This window comes from Frigoribacterium sp. Leaf415, from assembly GCF_001424645.1.
Taxonomy (GTDB): domain Bacteria; phylum Actinomycetota; class Actinomycetes; order Actinomycetales; family Microbacteriaceae; genus Frigoribacterium.
In genome coordinates this window covers 604192-623854 of record NZ_LMQR01000001.1, presented here as the reverse complement: position 1 = coordinate 623854, position 19663 = coordinate 604192, and the positions used below count along the sequence as shown (strand labels likewise).

The window sequence follows — 19663 nt, the reverse complement described above, 5'->3', positions numbered from 1 at the left end:
TCAGCGCGCGTCGGTCGCGTCGCCGAGCGGGACGGGAGTCTGCTCGACGACCTCGGCGACGAGGTCGTAGGCCGCCGAGACGGCCCCCGCCCCGGCTCGGCCGGCGAGGATGACCCGGTGGCCGAGGACGGGGCCCGTGAGGGCGTCGACGTCGTCGGGGACCACGTAACCACGGCCGTTGAGGGCGGCCCAGGACTTGGCCGCCCGCATGAGCTGCAGGGTCGCCCGGGGGCTGGCCCCGAGACGCACGTCGGGGTGGACGCGCGTCGCCTGGACGATCCGCACGGCGTATTCTTCGACCGCCTGCGCGGTGTAGACCGTGCGCACGGCGGCGATCATGCGCGTGAGCTCGTCGAGCGAGACGAGCGGGCGCAGGGTGTCGAGGGGGCTGACCCGCTCGCGCTGCTGCAGCATGCGCAGCTCGCTGCGGGCGTCGGGGTAGCCCAGCGAGATGCGCGCCATGAACCGGTCGCGCTGGGCCTCGGGCAGGTTGTAGGTGCCCTCCATCTCGACGGGGTTCTGCGTCGCCACGACGAGGAACGGCGAGGGCAGCGGGTGCGTGATGCCGTCGACCGTCACCTGGCGTTCTTCGAGGCTCTCGAGCAGCGCCGACTGCGTCTTCGGCGAGGCGCGGTTGATCTCGTCGCCGATGACGACGTTGGCGAAGACGGGACCGGGCTTGAACTCGAACCCACCGCTCTGCCGGTCGTAGACCGAGACGCCCGTGATGTCGCTCGGCAGCAGGTCGGGGGTGAACTGGATGCGGGTGACGGTCGCGTCGACCGCCTTGGCGAGCGCCCGGGCCAGCTGGGTCTTGCCGACGCCCGGGACGTCCTCGATCAACAGGTGGCCCTCGGCGAGCAGGACGGTGAGCGCCGTCGAGATGGCGCCGTCCTTGCCGTCGATCACGGTGGCCACGGCCTCGAGGATGCCCCTCGCGCGCTGCTGGACCTCGGCGAGCGACATCGTGGGCCCGGAGCCGGTCGCGCGGGCGGCGGGCTCGACGGTGGGGTCGTTGGTCGTGGTCATCGCGGCGTCCTCGTCGGGTGGGGTCGGGGTCAGGTGGTGCTGAGGTAGGCGGCGACGGCCTCGGGCACGTAGGGCGACACGTCGCCGCCGAGCGAGGCCACCTGCCGCACGAGCGAGCTCGACACGTGCGCGTGGGCCGGGTCGGGGAGCAGGAAGACGGTCTCGACACCGGCGAGGCTGCGGTTCATGATCGCCATCGGGGTCTCGTAGGCGACGTCGACCTGCGAGCGGATGCCCTTGACGAGCACGCTCGCCCCGACCTCGGTGCAGTAGTCGACGAGCAGCCCGACGCTCCAGCTGTGGACCGTGACGGTCTCGGGCAGCCCGGCCGCGCGGAGAGATTCTGTGAGCAGCGACACCCGCTGCGCGAGGGGCAGCAGCGCGCTCTTCTCGGGGTTGTGCACCACGAGGACGTGGACCTCGTCGAAGATGTTGGCGGCCCGGGCGATCACGTCCACGTGCCCGAGGGTCACCGGGTCGAACGAACCCGGCACGACGGCGATCCTGCTCATCCGGTCACTGTATCCCGCCGACCCCGGACGGACACCCAGGGCGGCGGCGGGGTCGAGGACGCGTCACGCACCACGACGCGCTCAGTTCTTGCCCATGGCCTCGCGGCCCCGGTCGTCGAGTCGGCGCGCGATGGCGGCGGCGAGGGCGGGGTGGTCGACCAGGCGGGGGTCGGCGTCGAGGACCCCGGCCGCGTGCTCACGGGCGAGGCCGATGAGGTCGCCGTCGCGGGCCACCCGCAGCAGACGCAGGGACGAGCGGCCGCCCGACTGGAGGTTGCCGAGCACGTCGCCCTCGCGACGCAGGTCGAGGTCGACCTGCGCGAGCTCGAAGCCGTCGAGCGTGGCCGCCACCGCGTCGACCCGCTCGCGGGCCACGGTGTCGGCCGCCGCGTGGGTGACGAGCAGGCAGAGCCCCGGGTGGCCACCGCGGCCGACGCGACCGCGCAACTGGTGCAGCTGCGAGACGCCGAAACGGTCGGCGTCGAGCACGACCATGGTCGAGGCGTTCGGCACGTCGACCCCCACCTCGATGACCGTCGTCGCGACGAGCACGTCGATGTCGCCGGCGGCGAAGCGACGCATGACGTCGTCCTTCTCGTCGGACGACATGCGTCCGTGCAGGGGCTCGACGCGCAGGCCCTGCAGCACGGGGATCGTGGGCACCCGCGCCATGACCCCTTCGACACTCGCGCGTTCGGGTGCCGGTGCCTCGGACGCGTCGGCCCCGGGCGCGTCGTCGCCGGGCGCGTCGTCGGCGTCGGGCGGGTCGCCGGGTTCGGCCGTGACCGCGTCGATCGCCGGGCAGACGACGAACACCTGTCGCCCCTTCGCCACCTCTTCGGCCGAGCGCTGCCAGATGCGACCGCCCCAGGTCGGGTGGTCGGCGAGGGGCACGACGAACGACTCGATCGGCTGGCGCCCCTTCGGCAGCTCGGCGATGGTGGACACGTCGAGGTCGCCGAAGACCGTCATGGCCACGGTGCGCGGGATCGGCGTCGCGGTCAGGACGAGCACGTGCGGCGGCGTGGCGCCTTTCTTGCGCAGCGCCTCACGCTGGTCGACGCCGAAGCGGTGCTGCTCGTCGACGACGACGAGGCCGAGGTCGAAGAACTCGACGGTCTCGCTGATCAGGGCGTGGGTGCCCACCACGATGTGCGCCTGGCCGCTGACGATGGACAGCAGCGCCTTCTTGCGCTGGGCGACCGTCATCTGGCCGGTCAGCAGGGTCGGGCGGAGGCGGGCCGCCAGGTCGGGCCCGAGCGTGGCCGTGATCGATCGCAGGTGCTGGGCCGCGAGCACCTCGGTCGGGGCCAGCAGGGCCGACTGGCCACCGCTCTCGGCCACCGCGAGCATCGCCCGCAGGGCGACGAGGGTCTTGCCCGAGCCGACCTCGCCCTGCACGAGGCGGTTCATCGGCACCTCGGCCTCGAGGTCGCGGGTGATCTCGTCGCCGACGAGGCGCTGGTCGCCCGTCCGCTCGAAGGGCAGGGCGGCGTCGAAGGTGGCGAGCAGGCCGTCGGGGGTGGCACGTCGGGGGGTCGCTGCCGACCGACGCACGAGCGCCCGCTGCTGGAGCAGGGCGCTCTGCAGCACGAATGCCTCGTCGAACCGCAGGGTGTCGCGGGCCGTGAGGTGGTCGCGATCGGTCTCGGGACGGTGGATGCGCTCGTACGCCTCGGACACGGGCACGAGGTCGAGCTCGGACCGGACCGACGCCGGCACCGCGTCGTCGATCGGCGGCAGGCCGTCGAGCAGCACCTCGACCGACTTCTGGACCTGCCAGGACGCCACGGAGGCGCTGGCCGGGTAGATCGGGATCGGCTGCTTCGCCCACTTCTGGGCCTGTTGGTCGCCGACCCCCGCGACGGCCTCGTGCGAGGCGTCGAACAACTCGTAGTCGGGGTGCGCCAGCTGACGGAGCCCCCGGTAGTCGCCGACCTTGCCGGCGAAGATGCCCCGGGCACCCGGCACCAGATCCTTGGCCCGCCACGCCTGGTTGAAGAAAGTGAGCGTGAGGATGCCCTGGCCGTCGCCGATGCGCACCTCGAGGATCGACCCGCGCCGGGCGCGCATCGTGCGTTCGCGCACGTCGAGCACCTGGGCCACGATCGTGACGGACTCGCCGAGGGGCAACTGGTCGAGCGCCGTGAGCTCGCCCCGCCGGGCGTAACGCCGAGGGAAGTGCGCCAGCAGGTCGCCGACCGTGCGCAGGCCGAAGGCCTTCTGCAGGGCGGTGGCCGTCCGGCCGCCGAGGGCCCCGGCCAGCGACGCGTCGAGGGGTGAGTCGGGCACGGACACCACGCTAGCGCCCGCCCCCGACAGCGCCCGCGTCGGGCGGCGCCGGACCCCGTCGGGCCGGCCCGTGGTCAGAGCGAGAAGGAGTACCCGCCGGAGGCGCGGGTCGCCTTCGCGAGGTCGGCCACGTGCCCGTCGTCGTTCACCTCGAGGGCCCGCAGCTGCCGTCCCACCCCGCGGGCGGACTGCTTGCAGAAGCCGACGGCCAGGTGACGCTCCGCGTCGGAGTCGGCCCGTGCCTCCTGGAGGGCCGTCGAGGCCCGGGAGAGGACGGCCGTCTGCGCGTAGATGCCGCTCGCCGCGTCGGCGAGGCGCTTCTGGACGAGCTGCTTCTCCTGCACCTTCTTGCCGTGCTTGCGGAGCGCCCCCTCGGTGCGCTCGCGCAGCCGCGAGACCTGGTCGCCGAGCTCGGCGGCCTGCTTGGCGAGCGCGGGGTGGACCCCGATCGGCCGCTCGGGCCGGATGCGCCGCTGCACGCGCCCCGCGACGTACGGCGCGAGCACCCCGAGCGCCCGACCGGGGTCGCCGATCCTCAGCGACGCGACGTCGGGCAGCTCCTCGCTGAGCGTCTTGAGGCCGTTCAGGGCGACGAACGCGCGCAGGACGTCGTTGGCCCCCTCGAAGATCGGGAAGATGCGGAAGTCGCGCAGGGCCTTGGACAGCGGGTGCCCCTCCATGTAGGCCTCGCCTCCGTGCAGCTGGACGGCCCGGTTGAGGGCGTACCAGCCGGTGTCGCTCGCGGCGACCTTGGTCATCGCCGACTCGAGCGCGAAGTCGGTGTCGCCGCGGTCGACGAGGCCCGTGGTCAGGTACGACATCGACTCGACGCCGTAGATCTGCTGCGTCATCCAGGCGAGCTTGTCGCCGACCATCTCGAAGTCGGCGAGCGGCCTGCCGAACTGGTGCCGCGCCTCCGTGTGTTCGAGGCTCAGCTCGAGGAACCGCTTCATGCCGCCCGCGATGGCCGTGCCCATCGACATGCGACCGTTGTTCAGCGTGTTCACCGCGATGCGGAAGCCGTCGCCGGGTTCGCCGAGGAGGTTCTCGGCGGGCACGCGGACGTCCTTGAAGTGCACGCGCTGCAGGTGGTTGGCCTTGAGGCCGTGCGTCTCGAACCGCGGGCCGGTGCTCAGCCCCTCCGTGCCCTTCTCGACGATCAGCGCGACGTGCCCGAGGTCGCTCTGCGCGAAGACCGTCAGGACGTCCTTGTCGCCGTTGCCGATCCACCGCTTCTCGCCGTTCAGCAGCCAGCTGCCGTCGCTCTGCCGCTCGGCCCGGGTCTCGAGCGCGTAGGCGTCGCTGCCCACGTTCGGCTCGGTGAGCACGAACGCCGCGAGCTTCCGGCCGCTCGCCAGGTCGGGCAGCCAGCGCGCCCTCTGGTCGTCGGTGCCGTAGAGGTGCAGGGGCTTCGTCCCGATGGACTGGTGCACCCCCATGACCGTGGCCAGGGTGCCGTCGACCCGACCGAACTCCTCGTACACGCGGCAGTACGCGCTCTGGCCGAGCCCCAGACCGCCGTACTCCTCGGAGACGAAGAGTCCCATCAGCCCCCGCTCGCCCAGCTCGCGCACGAGGTCGTCGCCGATCCACCCCTCGCGTTCGGCCTTCAGCGGGTCGTAGCCGGCGAGCACCTCGCGGGCGGATGCCGAGACCGTCTCGACCCGGGCCTTCTCGGCCGCCGTCATCTGCGGGTACGGGAAGACGAGTTCGGAGGCGATGCGCCCGGCGAACAGCGACTTCGTGAACGAGGGCCTCACAGTACGATCAACGCTGGTCATGGCACCGATGCTGCCGACGTCGGCGGGCACCGCCAACTCGGTTGTGCAGGTCCGACGACCGGGCGCGGCGGTCGACGGTGATGCGTTGTCGGGATGCTCGAACCGCGTGCGTGCCGGGTGCGTGCCCGGTGCGCGCCGGGTGTCGCGCGTCGACCTGGCATGGTTGACCCCATGTCCCGCATCATCTCCGGCTTCGCCGACAACCTCTCGCTCGTCGTCCCCAAGGTCGGGACGCGGCCCACGAGCGACCGGGTGCGCGAGGCGCTGTTCTCGTCGCTCGACGCGCGCGACGAGATCCGGGGCCGGCGCGTCCTCGACCTCTACGCCGGCACGGGCGGCCTCGGGCTCGAGGCGGCGTCGCGAGGGGCGGCCTCGGTCGTCCTCGTCGAGAAGGCCCCGGCCGCCGCGAAGGTGCTGCGCCGCAACGTCGAGTCCGTGCTGGCGCGGGCACCCCGTCCGCCGCGCGGCACTCCCCCGCGGATCGACGTGGTCGCCCAACCCGTGCGGTCGTACCTCGAGGGCGGCTCGGCGCTCGTCGACCTCGTCTTCTTCGACCCGCCCTACGAGCTGTCGGCCGCCGACCTCACCGCCGACCTCACGGCCCTGCTGCCGTCGCTCGACGAGCAGGCCCTCGTCGTCGTCGAGCGCGCCTCGCGGGACGGCGAACCGGGCTGGCCCGACGGCCTCACCCTCGACGTCAAGAAGCAGTACGGCGACACCACGGTCTGGTTCGCGCTGCGCGACTGACCCGGACCAGGAGGCGCGGGTCGGCTCGTCAGCCCTGCGCCCCCGACCACAGGCGGTACGGGTCCCACCCGCCGGACTCGCCGAGGTCGGAACCGTCGACGGTGACGCGGGGCGCGCCTCCTGCCGGATCGCCGACCGTGCCGACGGCGCGGAAACCACCGGGCAACGCGACGTCGGGCGGGAACGTGGCGAACAGGGAGTGGTCCTCGCCGCCCGAGAGGGCGAGCCGGGGGTCGTCGCCCAGCGCCCGGGCCGACAGGTCGACCACGACACCGGAGGCGCGGGCGACGCGACCGGCGTCGAGGGCGAGGCCGTCCGACAGGTCGAGCATGGCGGTCGCCCCGGCCAGCGCCGCCGAGCGGCCGTCGGCCACGGGTGGGGTTGGGGCCAGGTGCCAGCCGACGTCCGGGTCGCGCTCACGCAGGGCGGCGGCCGCGGCGGTGTCGGGCACCCCCTCGTGGTCGACGCCGAGACGGAACAGCAGATCGAGTCCACGCGCCGAACGGCCGAGCGCGCCCGACACCGCGACGACGTCGCCGGGTCGGGCTCCGTCCCGCCGCACCGGCGTGCGTCCCTCGAGGTCGCCGAACGCCGTCACCGCGACCGTGAAGGTCGGCGAGACCGAGAGGTCACCGCCGACGACACCCGTGCCCGGGGCCATCACGGAACAGCCCTCGCGGAGGCCGTCCGCGAAGGCCTCGAGCTCGGTCACGCTCGTGTCGCCGGGCACCGCGAGGGCGACGACCAGCGCCGTGGGCCGCGCGCCCATCGCCGCCACGTCGGACAGGTTCGACGCCGCGGCCTTCCAGCCGAGGTCGTACGACGTCGACCAGGCACGACGGAAGTCGGGGCCGTGCACCATGAGGTCGGTCGTCACGACGAACCGGCCGTCGGGCGCCGCGACCACGGCGGCGTCGTCACCGGGGCCGAGCAGCGTGTCGTCGCCTCGGGGCAGGCGCGGCAGGATGCGGGCCAGGGTGGCGAGCTCGCCGACGCCCTCGACGGTGTCGGCGTCGTCCGGGCGGGGGTCCGTGGAGCGTCGTTCCATGTGCTGAACGGTAGCCTGGATGCGATGTCGAACCCGTCCTCGCGCCTCGCCGCGCGCCTCCGTCCCCGTCTTCGCGTCTCGGCCCTCGTGCTCGTCGGGGCCGGTCTCGCGACGACGCTCGTCGGCTGCTCGCAAGCCGTCCCGATGCAGCCCGCCGCGGGGGCGAACGACCCGGCCTGCGCCCAGGTCACCGTCCACCTGCCCGAGGTCGTCGACGACGGGCAGGGCCGCCGCGAGACCGACGCCCAGGCGACCGGCGCCTGGGGGTCGCCGACCAGCGTGCTGCTGCACTGCGGCGTCGAGACGCCCGCCGTGTCCGACCTGCCCTGCTACGACATCCAGGGCGTCGACTGGCTCGTCGATCAAGACCCGGACGACGCCGAGACCTCGATCCTCACCACGTACGGCCGCGAACCCGGCGTCCAGGTGATCGTCGACACCACCAAGGCGAACGGCGGCAACGTCCTGCGCGACCTGGCCGACGCGGTCGGCTACCTGCCGAACGACGGCAAGAAGTGTGTCGGAGCCGGCGACCTGCCCGGGTCGGCCGGGTCGGCCGACGAGCCGTCGGCGACGCCCACGCCGACGCCGTAGGGCCGGTCGCGGAGGCGGACGGGCTGCGTCAGAGTTCGGGCTGCGTCAACGCTCGGTCTCGAGGCCGAGGGCGATGAGTTCGTCGATCAGCTCGGGGTAGCTCAGGCCGCTCGCGAGCCAGCAGGCGGGGAACATCGAGATGGGCGTGAAGCCGGGCATGGTGTTGACCTCGTTGATCACCCAGCCGTCGTCGGTCAGGAAGAAGTCGACGCGAGCCAGGCCCGTGCCGTCGATGGCCTCGAAGGCCAGCGCGGCGAGCCGCTGCATCTCGGCCAGGTCGCCCGGGGCGAGGTCGGCGGGGCAGACCAGGTCGGCCCCGGGGGCGCCGAGGTACTTCGACTCGAAGTCGTAGAAGGTGTCGCTCGCGAGGACGATCTCGCCCGCGACCGAGGTGCGGGGCGCCGCCCCGTCGCGTCCACCGAGCACGGCGCACTCGATCTCGCGGCCGACGACCGCGGACTCGACGAGGACCTTGTGGTCCTCGGCGAAGGCCTTGGCCATGGCCGTGGCGAGGTCGGCGGGCGCGTCGACGCGCGACACCCCCACGCTCGACCCGGCTCGGGCGGGCTTGACGAACATCGGGTAACCGAGCGGCTCGACGTCGGCGGTCACGCGCTCGGGCGCGGCGTCCCAGTCACGACGACGGACGGTGAGCCACGGGGCGACGGTCACGCCGGCGGCCTGCAGCACCGTCTTCGTGAAGTGCTTGTCCATGCCGAGCGACGAGGCGAGCACGCCCGCCCCGACGTAGGGCAGCCCGGTCAGTTCGAGCAGGCCCTGCACCGTGCCGTCCTCGCCGAACGGACCGTGCAAGATCGGGAACACCACGTCGACCTCGCCCAGCAGGCGCGTCGTGCCGTCGGGCTCGGTGACGGTCAGCTCGCGGGTGGTGGACGACTCGGGCCAGTGCACGCGGGTGCCGTTGTCGACGACGGTCGGCAGCGTCTCGGCGTCGAGCGCGAACCTCGCCGCGTCGTCGGGCTGGAGGGTGAACGCCCCGTCGACGGTGATGCCCACGGGCACCACGTCGTAGCGGGTGCGGTCGATCGCCGAGAGGACTCCCCCGGCCGTCGCGCAGCTGATCGAGTGCTCGCTCGAGCGGCCGCCGAAGAGGACGACCACGACGGTCTTCGCCGCCTCGGGTGCCGAGGCCAAGACCGACGAGGCGTCGACGGACGAGATGTCGGCCGCGGCGAGGCGGGTGGTCGCGGTGGGCTCGGTGCTCGCCATGGAGGGCCTTTCGTCGGTGTCACGGCCCGCGGGCCGACCCGCGGTGAGCGGGCTCTGGTCGTCGCACGCCCCCGGCATGGACGACCTGCGGTCACTCGCCCTGGGGCTCGTCCGTCTCGGTGAGGTGTGGGGCGATGTTGCGCGGGTCGAGTGTACCGGCGAGCACCTCGGCCACCTGCTGGACGATGGGCATGTCGACGCCGCGCGACCGCGCGAGTTCGAGGATCGGCGCGACGGAGGCCAGCCCCTCGGCGGTCTGGTTCATCTGGCGCACGACGTCGCCGAAGGCGTAACCCTGCCCGAGCAGCCGACCCGCGGTGTTGTTGCGCGAGAGCGGCGACTCGCAGGTGGCGATGAGGTCGCCCAGCCCGGCGAGACCGGCGAGGGTCTCGGCCTTGGCCCCGAACGACACGGCGAACGCGGTCATCTCGGCCAGTCCGCGCGTGATGATCGACGCCTTGGTGTTCTCGCCGTACCCCACGCCGTCGACGATGCCGATCGCGACGGCGATCAGGTTCTTGAGGACGCCCCCGAACTCGGTGCCGATCACGTCGGTGTTCACGAACGAGCGGAAGTACGGGTTGGTGGCGGTGGCCGCCACCAGGGTCGCCGTGTCGAGGCTGTACGACGACACGACGGCGGCCGTGGGCTGCCGCTTCGCGATCTCGAGGGCGAGGTTGGGCCCCGACGCGACGGCGATCAGGTCGCGGTCGATGCCGAGCTCGGCCTCGATCACCTCGCTCATGCGCAACCCGGTGGCCTTCTCGACGCCCTTCATCAGACTGACGACCGGCACCCCGGACGGGACCATGCCGCGGATGGCCGTCAGGTTGTCGCGCAATGTCTGGCTGGGGACCGACAGGTAGACCTGCTCGGCACCCGCGAGGGCCTGCTCGACCGACGGGGTCGCGACGAGGGTGCGGGGCAGGTTGATGCCCGGGAGGTAGTCGCTGTTGCGCTTGCTCTCGGTGATCTCGCGGGCCACCTCGGGCCGACGCGCCCAGAGGGTGACGTCGGCGCCGCCCTCGGCGAGGACCTTGGCGAAGGTGGTGCCCCAGCTGCCCGATCCCAGGACGGCCACCCGACGCGGGATCGAGTCGCGCATGACGATCGAGATCGCCTCGGTCGTGACCGCCCCTTCTCCGAGAGCCTCGATGGCGCCTTCGCGTGACTCGGAGCTACTCAAAGCGGCCTGTCTCCTTCTGGTGGTTCTTGGCGGGGTTCCACCGCTCGGCCGGGGCCTTCTCGGCTCGCAGCCGTTCGACGAGCTCGGTCACGGCGTCCATCACCACGGCGGTGGCGGCGGTGACGGAGGCCTGGTCGAGCGGACGATCGCGGTAGGCCGAGAGGTCGACCGGATCGCCGATCACGACGGTGATGCGCTTGCGCGGGAAGGCGTGGAGGCGGCTCGAGTAGCGGCCCATGAGGTGCTGGCTGCCCCAGTGCGCCATTGGGATGAGCGGGACGCCGGCGGCGAGGGCGAGGCGGACGGCGCCGCTCTTGCCCTTCATCGGCCAGAGGTCGGGGTCGCGGGTGAGGGTGCCCTCGGGGTAGACGATCACGCCGCCGCCCCGGGCGACGAGCAGGCGACCGGCCGCCAGCGGGTCGTGGTCGTGGGTGCGCCCCGCCCGCTCGACGGGGATGTGCCCCATGGCGTGCATCATGCGGCCGAACACCGGCACCCGGAACAGCGACGCCTTCGCGAGGAAGCGCGGCACCCGCCCGAGTGCCCACATGACACGACCGACGACCACGGGGTCGATGTTCGTGTAGTGGTTCGGCGTGAGGACGAAGGCGCCCTCGGCCGGCAGCTTGTCGCCGTCGACGATGTCGATCCGGGCCATCAGGTCGAAGAGCGGTGCGGCGGGCGTCGCGAGGACGCGGAAGAACGCGCCCTTCTCCTTGCGACGCCTGCGCGCCGGGACCGGGACGACGGGGGCGTCGGGGTCGGCTGTCGACACCGGTCGATCAGCCCTTGAAGTCGAAGTCGGCACCGAGCTTGCGCAGCTTCGCGATGAAGTGCTCGTAGCCGCGGCTGATGATGCCGACGTTGCTGATCTTCGACTCGCCCTCGGCGGTCAGCGCCGCGATGAGGTGGCTGAACCCGCCACGCAGGTCGGGCACGCGGATGTCGGCACCGTGCAGGGCCGTCGGGCCGTTGATCACCGCGGCCTGCTCGAACTCGCGACGCGCGACACGGCGGTCGTGGTCGGGCAGTCCGTCTTTGTGGACCGTGATGTCGGCACCCATGTCGTTGAGGGCCTCGGTGAACTGGAAGCGGTTCTCGTAGACCGTCTCGTGGACGACCGAGGTGCCCTGCGCCTGGGTGAGGGCGACGATGAGCGGCTGCTGCCAGTCGGTCATGAAGCCGGGGTGGACGTCGGTCTCGACGACGACGGGCTTGAGCTCGCCACCCGGGTGGAAGAAGCGGATGCCGTCCTCGTGGACGTCGAAGTCGCCGCCGACCTTGCGGAAGACGTTGAGGAACGTCATCAGGTCTTTCTGGTCGGCGCCCTCGACGAAGATGTCGCCCTTGGTCGCGAGTGCGGCCGAGGCCCAGCTCGCGGCCTCGTTGCGGTCGTTGATCGCCCGGTGCGTGTAGCCGCGGAGCTTCTCGACGCCCTCGATGAAGATGACGCGGTTCGGCTCGACCGAGACGACGGCGCCCATCTTCTGCAGGATGGCGATGAGGTCCATGATCTCGGGCTCGATCGCGGCGTTGCGCAGTTCGGTGACGCCCTTGGCGAGCACCGCGGTCAGCAGCACCTGCTCGGTGGCGCCGACGCTCGGGTAGGGCAGCTCGATGTTGGCGCCGGTGAGGCCGTTGGGCGCGGTGAGGTGGATGCCGTTGTACGACTTGTCGACGACGGCACCGAAGGCACGCAAGGCATCGAGGTGGAAGTCGATGGGCCGGTCGCCGATGCGGCAGCCGCCGAGGTCGGGGATGAACGCCTCGCCCAGGCGGTGCAGCAGCGGACCGCAGAAGAGGATCGGGATGCGGCTCGAGCCGGCGTGGGCGTCGATCTCGGCGAAGTGGGCGGACTCGACGTTGGAGGGGTCGAGGATCATCTCGCCGCGAGCCGGGTCGGTGATGCGCACGCCGTGCACCGACAGCAGACCGCGGACGACGTTGACGTCGCTGATGTCCGGGACGTCCTTCAGGATGCTGGGGGTGTCGCCCAGGAGGGCCGCGACCATGGCCTTCGTGGCCAGGTTCTTGGCACCACGCACCTCGATGCGACCGATCAGCGGTTTGCCGCCCCGGATGACGATCTCATCGGAGGTCAGCCCCACACGGGCACCTGCTGCTGCTGCGTCTTGGACGAGAGAGTTCACTTACTTCACCGGCAATGTCTTCGGGCGCCAGGCGGCGCGGCGGGATTCGAATTCTGTGATGGCCGCTTCGTCGCGGAGGGTCAGGCCGATGTCGTCGAGGCCTTCGAGGAGTCGCCACTTAGTGTAGGCATCGACTTCGAATCCGACGGTGAGGCTGCCGATCGTGGCGGTCTGCGCCACGAGGTCGACCGTGATCTCGGCGCCCGGCCGGCGGTCGATCTCGTCCCAGATGCGCTCGACGTCCTCCTCGGCGACGGCCGCGGCGAGCAGCCCCTGCTTGCCGGAGTTGCCCCGGAAGATGTCGCCGAAGCGCGAGCTGATGATGACGTCGAAGCCGAAGTCGCGCAGCGCCCACACGGCGTGCTCACGACTGGAACCGGTGCCGAAGTCTGGGCCGGCGACGAGGACGCGCGCTCCCTGGAACTCGGGCCGGTTCAGAACGAACTCGGGGTCGTTGCGCCACCCGAAGAACAGGGCGTCCTCGAAGCCGGTCTTGGTGACCCGCTTGAGGAACTGCGCCGGGATGATCTGATCGGTGTCGACGTTCGAACGCTTCAGCGGGGCGGCGACACCGGTGACGGTGGTGAACTTCTGCATCAGAGGGCCCTTGCTCGATCGGTGCCGTCGGCGAGGACGGGTTCGTCGGTCGCCCGGACGTCGGAGGCCGCCGCGGCGGCGTGGTCGTCGTCGGCCTGGAGGTCCCACGGCGAGGACAGGGTCCCGCGCACCGCGGTTGCCGCGGCGACGAGGGGCGACACGAGGTGCGTGCGACCGCCCTTGCCCTGGCGACCCTCGAAGTTGCGGTTCGAGGTCGACGCGCACCGCTCGCCCGGCGCGAGCTGGTCGGGGTTCATGCCCAGGCACATCGAGCACCCGGCGAAGCGCCACTCGGCGCCGAAGTCGGTGAAGACCTGGTCGAGCCCCTCGGCCTCGGCCTCGAGGCGGACGCGAGCCGACCCCGGCACGACCATGACGCGCACGCCCTCGGCCTTGGTGCGGCCGCGGATGATCGACGCGAACGCGCGGAGGTCTTCGATGCGGCTGTTGGTGCACGACCCCATGAACACGGCGTCGACCGGGATGGCCTTCATGGGCGTGCCGGCCTCGAGGGCCATGTACTCGAGCGCACGCGTCGCCGCGGCCTTCTCGTTGGGGTCGACGACCGACTCGGGGTCGGGCACGGAGTCGCTGAGCGACACGCCCTGGCCCGGGTTGGTGCCCCACGTGACGAACGGCTCGAGCGTGTCGGCGTCGAGGAAGATCTCGGCGTCGAAGACGGCGTCGTCGTCGGTCGGCAGGGTGTCCCAGTAGGCGACGGCTTCGTCCCAGTCGGCCCCCGTGGGAGCGTGCGGCCGACCCTGCAGGTAGTCGTACGTGGTCTGGTCGGGCGCGACCATGCCCGCCCGGGCACCCGCCTCGATCGACATGTTGCAGATCGTCATGCGCCCCTCCATCGAGAGGGCGCGGATCGCGCTGCCGCGGTACTCGAGCACGTAGCCCTGCCCGCCGCCGGTGCCGATCTGGGCGATGACGGCGAGGATGATGTCCTTCGCGGTGACGCCGGGGCGGAGCGTGCCCTCGACGGTGACCGCCATGGTCTTGAACGGCTTGAGCGGCAGCGTCTGCGTCGCCATGACGTGCTCGACCTCGCTCGTGCCGATGCCGAACGCCATGGCCCCGAACGCCCCGTGGGTCGAGGTGTGCGAGTCGCCGCAGACGACGGTGATGCCCGGCATGGTCAGGCCGAGCTGCGGGCCGACCACGTGCACGATGCCCTGCTCGGCGTCGCCCAGCGGGTGGAGGCGGACGCCGAACTCGGCCGTGTTGCGGCGGAGCGTCTCGATCTGCGTGCGACTGGTGAGGTCGGCGATCGGCTTGTCGATCGCCAGGGTCGGCGTGTTGTGGTCTTCGGTCGCGATCGTCAGGTCGGTCCGGCGCAGCGGCCGGTCGGCCTGACGCAGTCCGTCGAACGCCTGGGGGCTGGTGACCTCGTGCACGAGGTGGAGGTCGATGTAGAGAAGGTCGGGGGCGCCGTCTTCGCCCTTGACGACGACGTGGTCGTCCCACACTTTCTCGGCCAGCGTCCTACCCACGGGCACGCCCCTTCTCCTGTATCGACGTCGAGTTGATCCGTGGAGTCTACGCCAGTGTCTCCGGCGGGCCTCTCGACGGTCACGGGGTGAACCGCGCCCCGGGGACGGCCATTCCCGGCGCACCCGGGGGCTGCGGCGAGCGCGCGGGACGAGGGCTCCGAATAGCATGACGACACCCGTCGGGCGGACGACGGGCACGCTCGACGAGGAGGCCGACCATGAGCCACCCCGAGCGCGCACGCGACCACCCCCGGGAGGCGCGGGTCGCCGGTCGCTGGCACCGCGCCTCCCCGGGTCGTCGCCTCGTCGGCGTGCTGGGCGCCCTGGTCGTGGCGTCCACGCTCGTGGCCGCCGGGGCGGTCTCGGTGGCGCCGCACTACGGCGACGGCCGCCCCTGGACGGGGCTCGCGGTCGACGACCTCAGGCGGTCGCCGGACGCGACCGGCTGGACGCTCGACCTGGCGGCCACGCTCGCGCCGGACGCCCCGCGTCGGTGCCTGAACTTCTGGGCGTCCCCGGCGGTCGACGGACTCGTCGCGGTCGGCACCTCGGTCGACCTGGACTTCGGCGACGCGTTGGGCGCGCCGGCCTGCCGCTCGTACGCGTCCGAGGCGGACTCGAGCCTGATCGGACTGGTGGAGACGGCCACGGGCACGGTCCGCTGGGTGCACGACCTGGCCCGTGACGTCCCCGACACCGACGCGCTGAGCATCCCCGCGACGCAGGTCGTCCCCTCGGCCGGTCGCGTGCTGGTGCAGACCCAGACCACGGGGGCGACCGTGCTGGCCGCCCTCGACCTGCGGGACGGCTCGCTCGTCGAGTCGACCCGCGGCCGGCGCGACCTGCCCAGCGTCAGCGTCGACTCGCGGGGCCCCCTGCAGCTGCGCACGTTCTCGGGCATCGCCGGGTCGGGCGACCGCTACCAACTGGTGGAGGCCTCGCGTCTCGCCGACCCGGTGTGGGAGGGAGGGGTCGACTCGGGCAGTTCGCCGGCGCTCCTGAACGACGGCGCCCTCGTGTCGCGGGGCGGCGAGACCGTGTTCGTCGACGCCGCCACGGGCCGGGAACGACCGTTCGCGGCGTCACCGGACGAGATCGCCGTGCCGCCCGTCGGCTCGTCCGTGACGACGGACGACGGGCGCCGCGTCGTCGCCTTCGGCATCGAGCGCACCCGCGCGAACGGCACCGTCGAGGCCCTCGACGAGGACGGCGAGTCCGTCTGGAGCCGACCGACCGGTGGACGCCGCCTGGCCGTCACGCCGTCCTGCGTGGTCGTCGTCACCGGCGGCGACACGGCCGCGGAGTGCCTCGACCCCCGAGACGGCACGGTCCGCTGGACGACCGACCTGGGCGCCCCGTTCGCGGTCGAGGCCGTGCCGGGTCAGCGCGCGGCCGACGTGTTCGTCGTCGTGCAGCGATCGGGTGGGTCACGCCTGCTCGCCCTCGACGGCGCCGACGGGCACACCCGCTTCAGCTCGTCCGTCGGACTGCTCGACGACCTCGCGGCGGCGGGCCGGTCGGTGCTCTACCTGCAGACGGACGACGGTCGCTCGTCGGGGCGGAACGTGGCGGCGCTCGACCTGGACGACGGCCGGCCGCTCTGGTCGACCTCGACGTCGGGCACCGTGGCGTTCTGGGGTGGTCATCTCGTGCGGATCGACGAGCAAGGGGTTGCCCGGCGGCTCGTCGACACAGCCCGCGTCGGGGCGACGTCGTGAGGCCGGGACGCCGGCTCGTCGTGACCTACGCCGCCGTGGCCCTGGCCGCGCTCGCGACCACGGTGCTCGTCGCGCCGACGCAGCCCGAGTACGGGGCCGACCCGCCCTGGCAGGGCGTCGCGGTCGACGACCTCCGGCAGGAACCCGGCACGACCGGGTGGCGGGTCGACCTGCGGACCGCCCTCGCGCCCGAGGCCCCCGCCGAGTGCCTCCGCTACCGGGCCACGCCCGTCGAGCAGGGGCTCGCGCTCGTGAGCGCCGCCGGGGCCTGGACCTACGGATTCGCCAACGACGGCGACTGCGCCACCCCGACCCAGGGAGTCGGCACGCGCATCGGCGCGCTCGACGTCGACCGTGGCACCTTCCGCTGGCTGCACGACGTCGCCGGCGACCTCGACGGGCTCGGCCTGACCGGCCCGGCCCTCGTGTCGTCCGTGACGGCGGTGCCCGAGGCGGGGCTCGTGCTCGTCCGGGCGGCGGTGGACGGCGAGCAGGTGCTGGCGACGCTGTCCCTCGAGACCGGGCGTCCCGTCGAGGTGGTCGAGACCGGCTCGGCCGGCGACGGCGACCAGTTCCAGACCGTCGGAGCCGTGGTGGTCACCGGACGGCAGCAGGGCGTCGGAGGCGTCTACCGCTACGACCTGCGCGACGCCCGCGACCTCGACCGGGTGGTGTGGAGCGGGCCCGCCTCGACCACGGGCGTCGCCCTCGCCCTGAGCGACCGGCTCGTCGTGGCCCGGGCGGCCGGCTCGGTCCAGGTCGACCTCGCCACCGGCGTCGAACGCCCCTGGGGCGCCCGACTCGACCGGCTGATCGGCTACGTCGTGCACGACGACGTCGTGTACGCCCCCCGAGGAGGCGCGGCCACGGGACGCGGGGACGCGGGCTTCGTCGCGTTGACCGCCGACGGCGAGCGCCTCTGGAGCTCGGACCGGGACGTCCGGGGCGGCTACTCGGTGACGCGGTCGTGCCTCGCCGTCACCGACGTGCGCTCGCGGACGGTGACGTGCCTCGACCTCGCGACGGGCGACGTGCGGTGGACCGACCCGGCGTCGAGCTCGTCCGCCCTCGAGGGCCTGCCCGGCCAGACCGACGACCGCGTGTTCGCGACGTCGACCGCCGCGGGCCCCGGCCCGGTCGTGGTCCGCGCGCTCGACGGGTCCACCGGCTCGGCCGGTGCCCGGGTGTCGCTGCCCGACGGAGCCGTCCTCGCCGCGGCGGGCCGCACGGTCGGCTACGCCCTGGCGTACGGCAGCTCGGGCGGGCGATCGACCCTCGTGGCGTTCGACCTCTCGAGTGGGCGAACCCTCTGGCAGCACGCCGCGCAGCTCCAGGTCTACGCGTGGGCGGGGCGGCTGGTCGACGTGGACGTCGACGGGATCGCGCGCGAGCTCGTCTCGCCCGAGCGCCTCGCGGTCCCGACGGGCTCGGGCGGTGGGTGACGCCACCACCAGCCGCCACTCGAACAGGTGTTCGAATCTGACGTAAGGTGTCGGCATGAGCATCCCCTTCACCGCCTCGCTGCTCGACGGCCTGTCCGACGGTCCCGACCTCGCGCCGCTCGTCGGGCGCGTCGACCACCTCGACCTGGGCGAGGGCGCCTGGCTCGACGTCGTCCCGGGCTGGGCGTCGAGTTCCGACGCCCTCTTCGAACGTCTCGTGACCGACGTGCCGTGGCGGGCCGACCGGCGACAGATGTACGACCGGGTGGTCGAGGTGCCGCGGCTGGTCTCGTCCTACGGCGCGGGCGACCGACTGCCCGACCCCGTGCTGGCCCGGGCACGGGACGACCTCAACGACTACTACGCGCACGAGCGCGGGGCCCCCGTCGAGCAGCGCTTCGACCGGGCGGGGCTGTGCTTCTACCGGACGGGCGACGACAGCATCGCCTGGCACGGCGACAGCGTCGGGCGCACGATCGACCGCGACACGATGGTGGGCATCCTCTCGCTCGGGGCGCCGCGCACGCTCGCGGTCCGGTCCCGGTCGACCGGCACGACCCGGCGGTTCCCGCTCGGCCACGGCGACCTGCTCGTCATGGGCGGCAGCTGCCAACGGACCCACGAACACGCCGTCGCGAAGACCAAGAAGGCCGTCGGTCCCCGCATCAGCGTGCAGTTCCGACCGGTGTGGCCCACCTGACCCACCCCTGACGCGCCCCTCCGCCGCGCGGACCGCGGGGCGGTCGCTCGTATGCTGTGCACACGATCGACGACGAGGTGGACGAGAATGCCGGCAACCCGTGACGACGTGGCGCGTCTGGCAGGCGTCTCGTCGAGCACCGTGTCGTACGCCATCAGCGGGCGACGGACCATCTCGGCCGCCACGCGCCGCCGCGTCGAAGCCGCGATGGCCGAGTTGAACTACACGCCCAACGCGTTCGCCCGAGGTCTCGCCGGTGCGCGGGGCGGCATCCTCGCCCTGCACTACCCGTACGGGCGCCGCGGAGTCACGTCGTCCGAGTTCGAGTACGTGGCGGCGGCCACCGACCGGGCGAGACGCCGGGGTTACCACCTGCTGCTGTGGTCGAACCCCATCGACGACGTCGAGGGACTCGGCAGCCTCGTGAGCGAGGGCCTGGTCGACGGGGTGATCCTGATGGAGCTCACGGCGCGCGACGACCGCGTCGCCGTGCTCTCGCGGTCCCGCCTGCCGTTCACGAACATCGGGCGCCCCGACGACGTCGACGGGCTCTGGTTCGTCGACGCCGACTACGACTCGCTGGCTCGTCAGGCGGTCGACCACCTCGCCGACCTCGGTCACCGGCGTGTGTTCTTCCTCGGACAGAGCATCCGGGCCCCCGAGCGCGGGTCCGGTCCGCTCGACCGGACGACGAGGGCGCTGGTCCGCCCCGCCGGCGAGAGGGGTCTGACGCTCGAGACGCATGCGGCCGACGACTCCGTCCCGGGTGGCCGCCGGGCCTTCGACGCCTTCGTCGGCTCGGCGGCCCGGCCGACGGCGGTGCTCGCCTTCAACGAGATGGCGCTCGCCGGCTTCGTGCAGGCCGCGGCGGCGGCCGGCCGGTCGATCCCGGACGACCTCACGGTGGTCGCGCTGAGCATCGGCGACCTGGCCGCCGAGATGACCTCACCGCCGCTCACCACCGTCAACCCGCCCGGCGCCGACATCGCGGCCGCCGCGGTCGACGACCTCGTCGATCTCATCGAGGGTCGACGCCACGACGCCCCCCACGTCCTCGTGGCCCCACGTCTCGTGGTGCGGGGCACCTCGGCGGCCGCGCCCCTCGACCGGACGACGTAGCAGACCCGGTTGCGCGCCTCCT

17 protein-coding genes are annotated in these 19663 nt (G+C 72.7%); 6 read left to right on the top strand and 11 right to left on the bottom strand.

The genetic code is table 11. The annotated features are described in order from the left end of the window. From ASG28_RS02920 to ASG28_RS02905, 4 genes are all read right to left on the bottom strand, one after another. Positions 1–1029: an AAA family ATPase gene (locus ASG28_RS02920; RefSeq protein WP_082454290.1), complete on the bottom strand. Its 1029-nt coding sequence runs from the start codon at positions 1027–1029 to the stop codon at positions 1–3. 29 nt (positions 1030–1058) lie between these two features. After that, entirely contained in the window at positions 1059–1541 is a 483-nt protein-coding gene (gene coaD / locus ASG28_RS02915; RefSeq protein WP_054145631.1) for a pantetheine-phosphate adenylyltransferase, read from the bottom strand. Positions 1542–1622: 81 nt separating this feature from the next. Then, a complete protein-coding gene (locus ASG28_RS02910) occupies positions 1623–3833 on the bottom strand; it encodes an ATP-dependent DNA helicase RecG (protein WP_055976766.1) in 2211 nt (736 codons plus the stop codon). Between the two features lie 74 nt (positions 3834–3907). Further along, a complete protein-coding gene (locus tag ASG28_RS02905; protein WP_157485622.1) occupies positions 3908–5614 on the bottom strand; it encodes an acyl-CoA dehydrogenase family protein in 1707 nt (568 codons plus the stop codon). Between the two features lie 171 nt (positions 5615–5785). Here ASG28_RS02905 and rsmD point away from each other — a divergent pair, with 171 nt between their 5' ends. Beyond that, entirely contained in the window at positions 5786–6361 is a 576-nt protein-coding gene (rsmD, locus tag ASG28_RS02900) for a 16S rRNA (guanine(966)-N(2))-methyltransferase RsmD (RefSeq protein ID WP_055971825.1), read from the top strand. Between the two features lie 28 nt (positions 6362–6389). Here the strand turns inward: rsmD and thiL are convergent, their stop codons facing one another. Further along, complete coding sequence (thiL, locus tag ASG28_RS02895; protein ID WP_055971822.1) at positions 6390–7409, bottom strand: thiamine-phosphate kinase; 1020 nt, start codon at positions 7407–7409, stop codon at positions 6390–6392. A 24-nt stretch (positions 7410–7433) separates the two neighbouring features. Between thiL and ASG28_RS02890 the strand changes: the two genes are divergently transcribed. After that, on the top strand, positions 7434–8003 hold the full coding sequence (locus ASG28_RS02890; protein WP_082454288.1) for a DUF3515 family protein: 570 nt from the start codon (positions 7434–7436) through the stop codon (positions 8001–8003). A gap of 45 nt (positions 8004–8048) precedes the next feature. On the opposite strand, the gene ASG28_RS02885 is transcribed toward ASG28_RS02890, so the two are convergent. The 6 genes from ASG28_RS02885 to leuC form a co-directional block, all read right to left on the bottom strand. Further along, positions 8049–9233: a D-alanine--D-alanine ligase family protein gene (locus tag ASG28_RS02885; protein ID WP_082454286.1), complete on the bottom strand. Its 1185-nt coding sequence runs from the start codon at positions 9231–9233 to the stop codon at positions 8049–8051. A 91-nt stretch (positions 9234–9324) separates the two neighbouring features. Further along, positions 9325–10338 carry an NAD(P)H-dependent glycerol-3-phosphate dehydrogenase gene (locus ASG28_RS02880; RefSeq protein WP_043594016.1) on the bottom strand — a complete coding sequence of 338 codons (1014 nt, stop codon included), beginning with the start codon at positions 10336–10338 and terminating at the stop codon, positions 9325–9327. 73 nt (positions 10339–10411) lie between these two features. Continuing rightward, positions 10412–11194, bottom strand: a complete 783-nt coding sequence (locus ASG28_RS02875; RefSeq protein ID WP_055971818.1) for a lysophospholipid acyltransferase family protein — start codon at positions 11192–11194, stop codon at positions 10412–10414. Between the two features lie 7 nt (positions 11195–11201). Next, positions 11202–12569, bottom strand: coding sequence for a UDP-N-acetylglucosamine 1-carboxyvinyltransferase (murA, locus tag ASG28_RS02870; protein WP_055971815.1), 1368 nt, complete (start codon positions 12567–12569; stop codon positions 11202–11204). After that, positions 12570–13166 carry a 3-isopropylmalate dehydratase small subunit gene (leuD, locus tag ASG28_RS02865; protein WP_055971812.1) on the bottom strand — a complete coding sequence of 199 codons (597 nt, stop codon included), beginning with the start codon at positions 13164–13166 and terminating at the stop codon, positions 12570–12572. After that, the gene (gene leuC / locus ASG28_RS02860; RefSeq protein WP_055971809.1) at positions 13166–14662 is read right to left on the bottom strand and encodes a 3-isopropylmalate dehydratase large subunit; all 1497 of its coding nucleotides are present in this window, start codon (positions 14660–14662) and stop codon (positions 13166–13168) included. Before leuC ends, leuD begins: the two co-directional genes overlap by 1 nt. 218 nt (positions 14663–14880) lie before the next feature. Between leuC and ASG28_RS02855 the strand changes: the two genes are divergently transcribed. From ASG28_RS02855 to ASG28_RS02840, 4 genes are all read left to right on the top strand, one after another. Then, positions 14881–16380: an outer membrane protein assembly factor BamB family protein gene (locus ASG28_RS02855; protein WP_055971806.1), complete on the top strand. Its 1500-nt coding sequence runs from the start codon at positions 14881–14883 to the stop codon at positions 16378–16380. After that, a complete protein-coding gene (locus ASG28_RS16330; RefSeq protein ID WP_055971804.1) occupies positions 16377–17822 on the top strand; it encodes a PQQ-binding-like beta-propeller repeat protein in 1446 nt (481 codons plus the stop codon). Before ASG28_RS02855 ends, ASG28_RS16330 begins: the two co-directional genes overlap by 4 nt. 55 nt (positions 17823–17877) lie before the next feature. Beyond that, on the top strand, positions 17878–18522 hold the full coding sequence (locus ASG28_RS02845) for an alpha-ketoglutarate-dependent dioxygenase AlkB (protein WP_055971801.1): 645 nt from the start codon (positions 17878–17880) through the stop codon (positions 18520–18522). A gap of 87 nt (positions 18523–18609) precedes the next feature. Further along, entirely contained in the window at positions 18610–19641 is a 1032-nt protein-coding gene (locus ASG28_RS02840; protein ID WP_055971798.1) for a LacI family DNA-binding transcriptional regulator, read from the top strand. Positions 19642–19663: the final 22 nt, after the last annotated feature.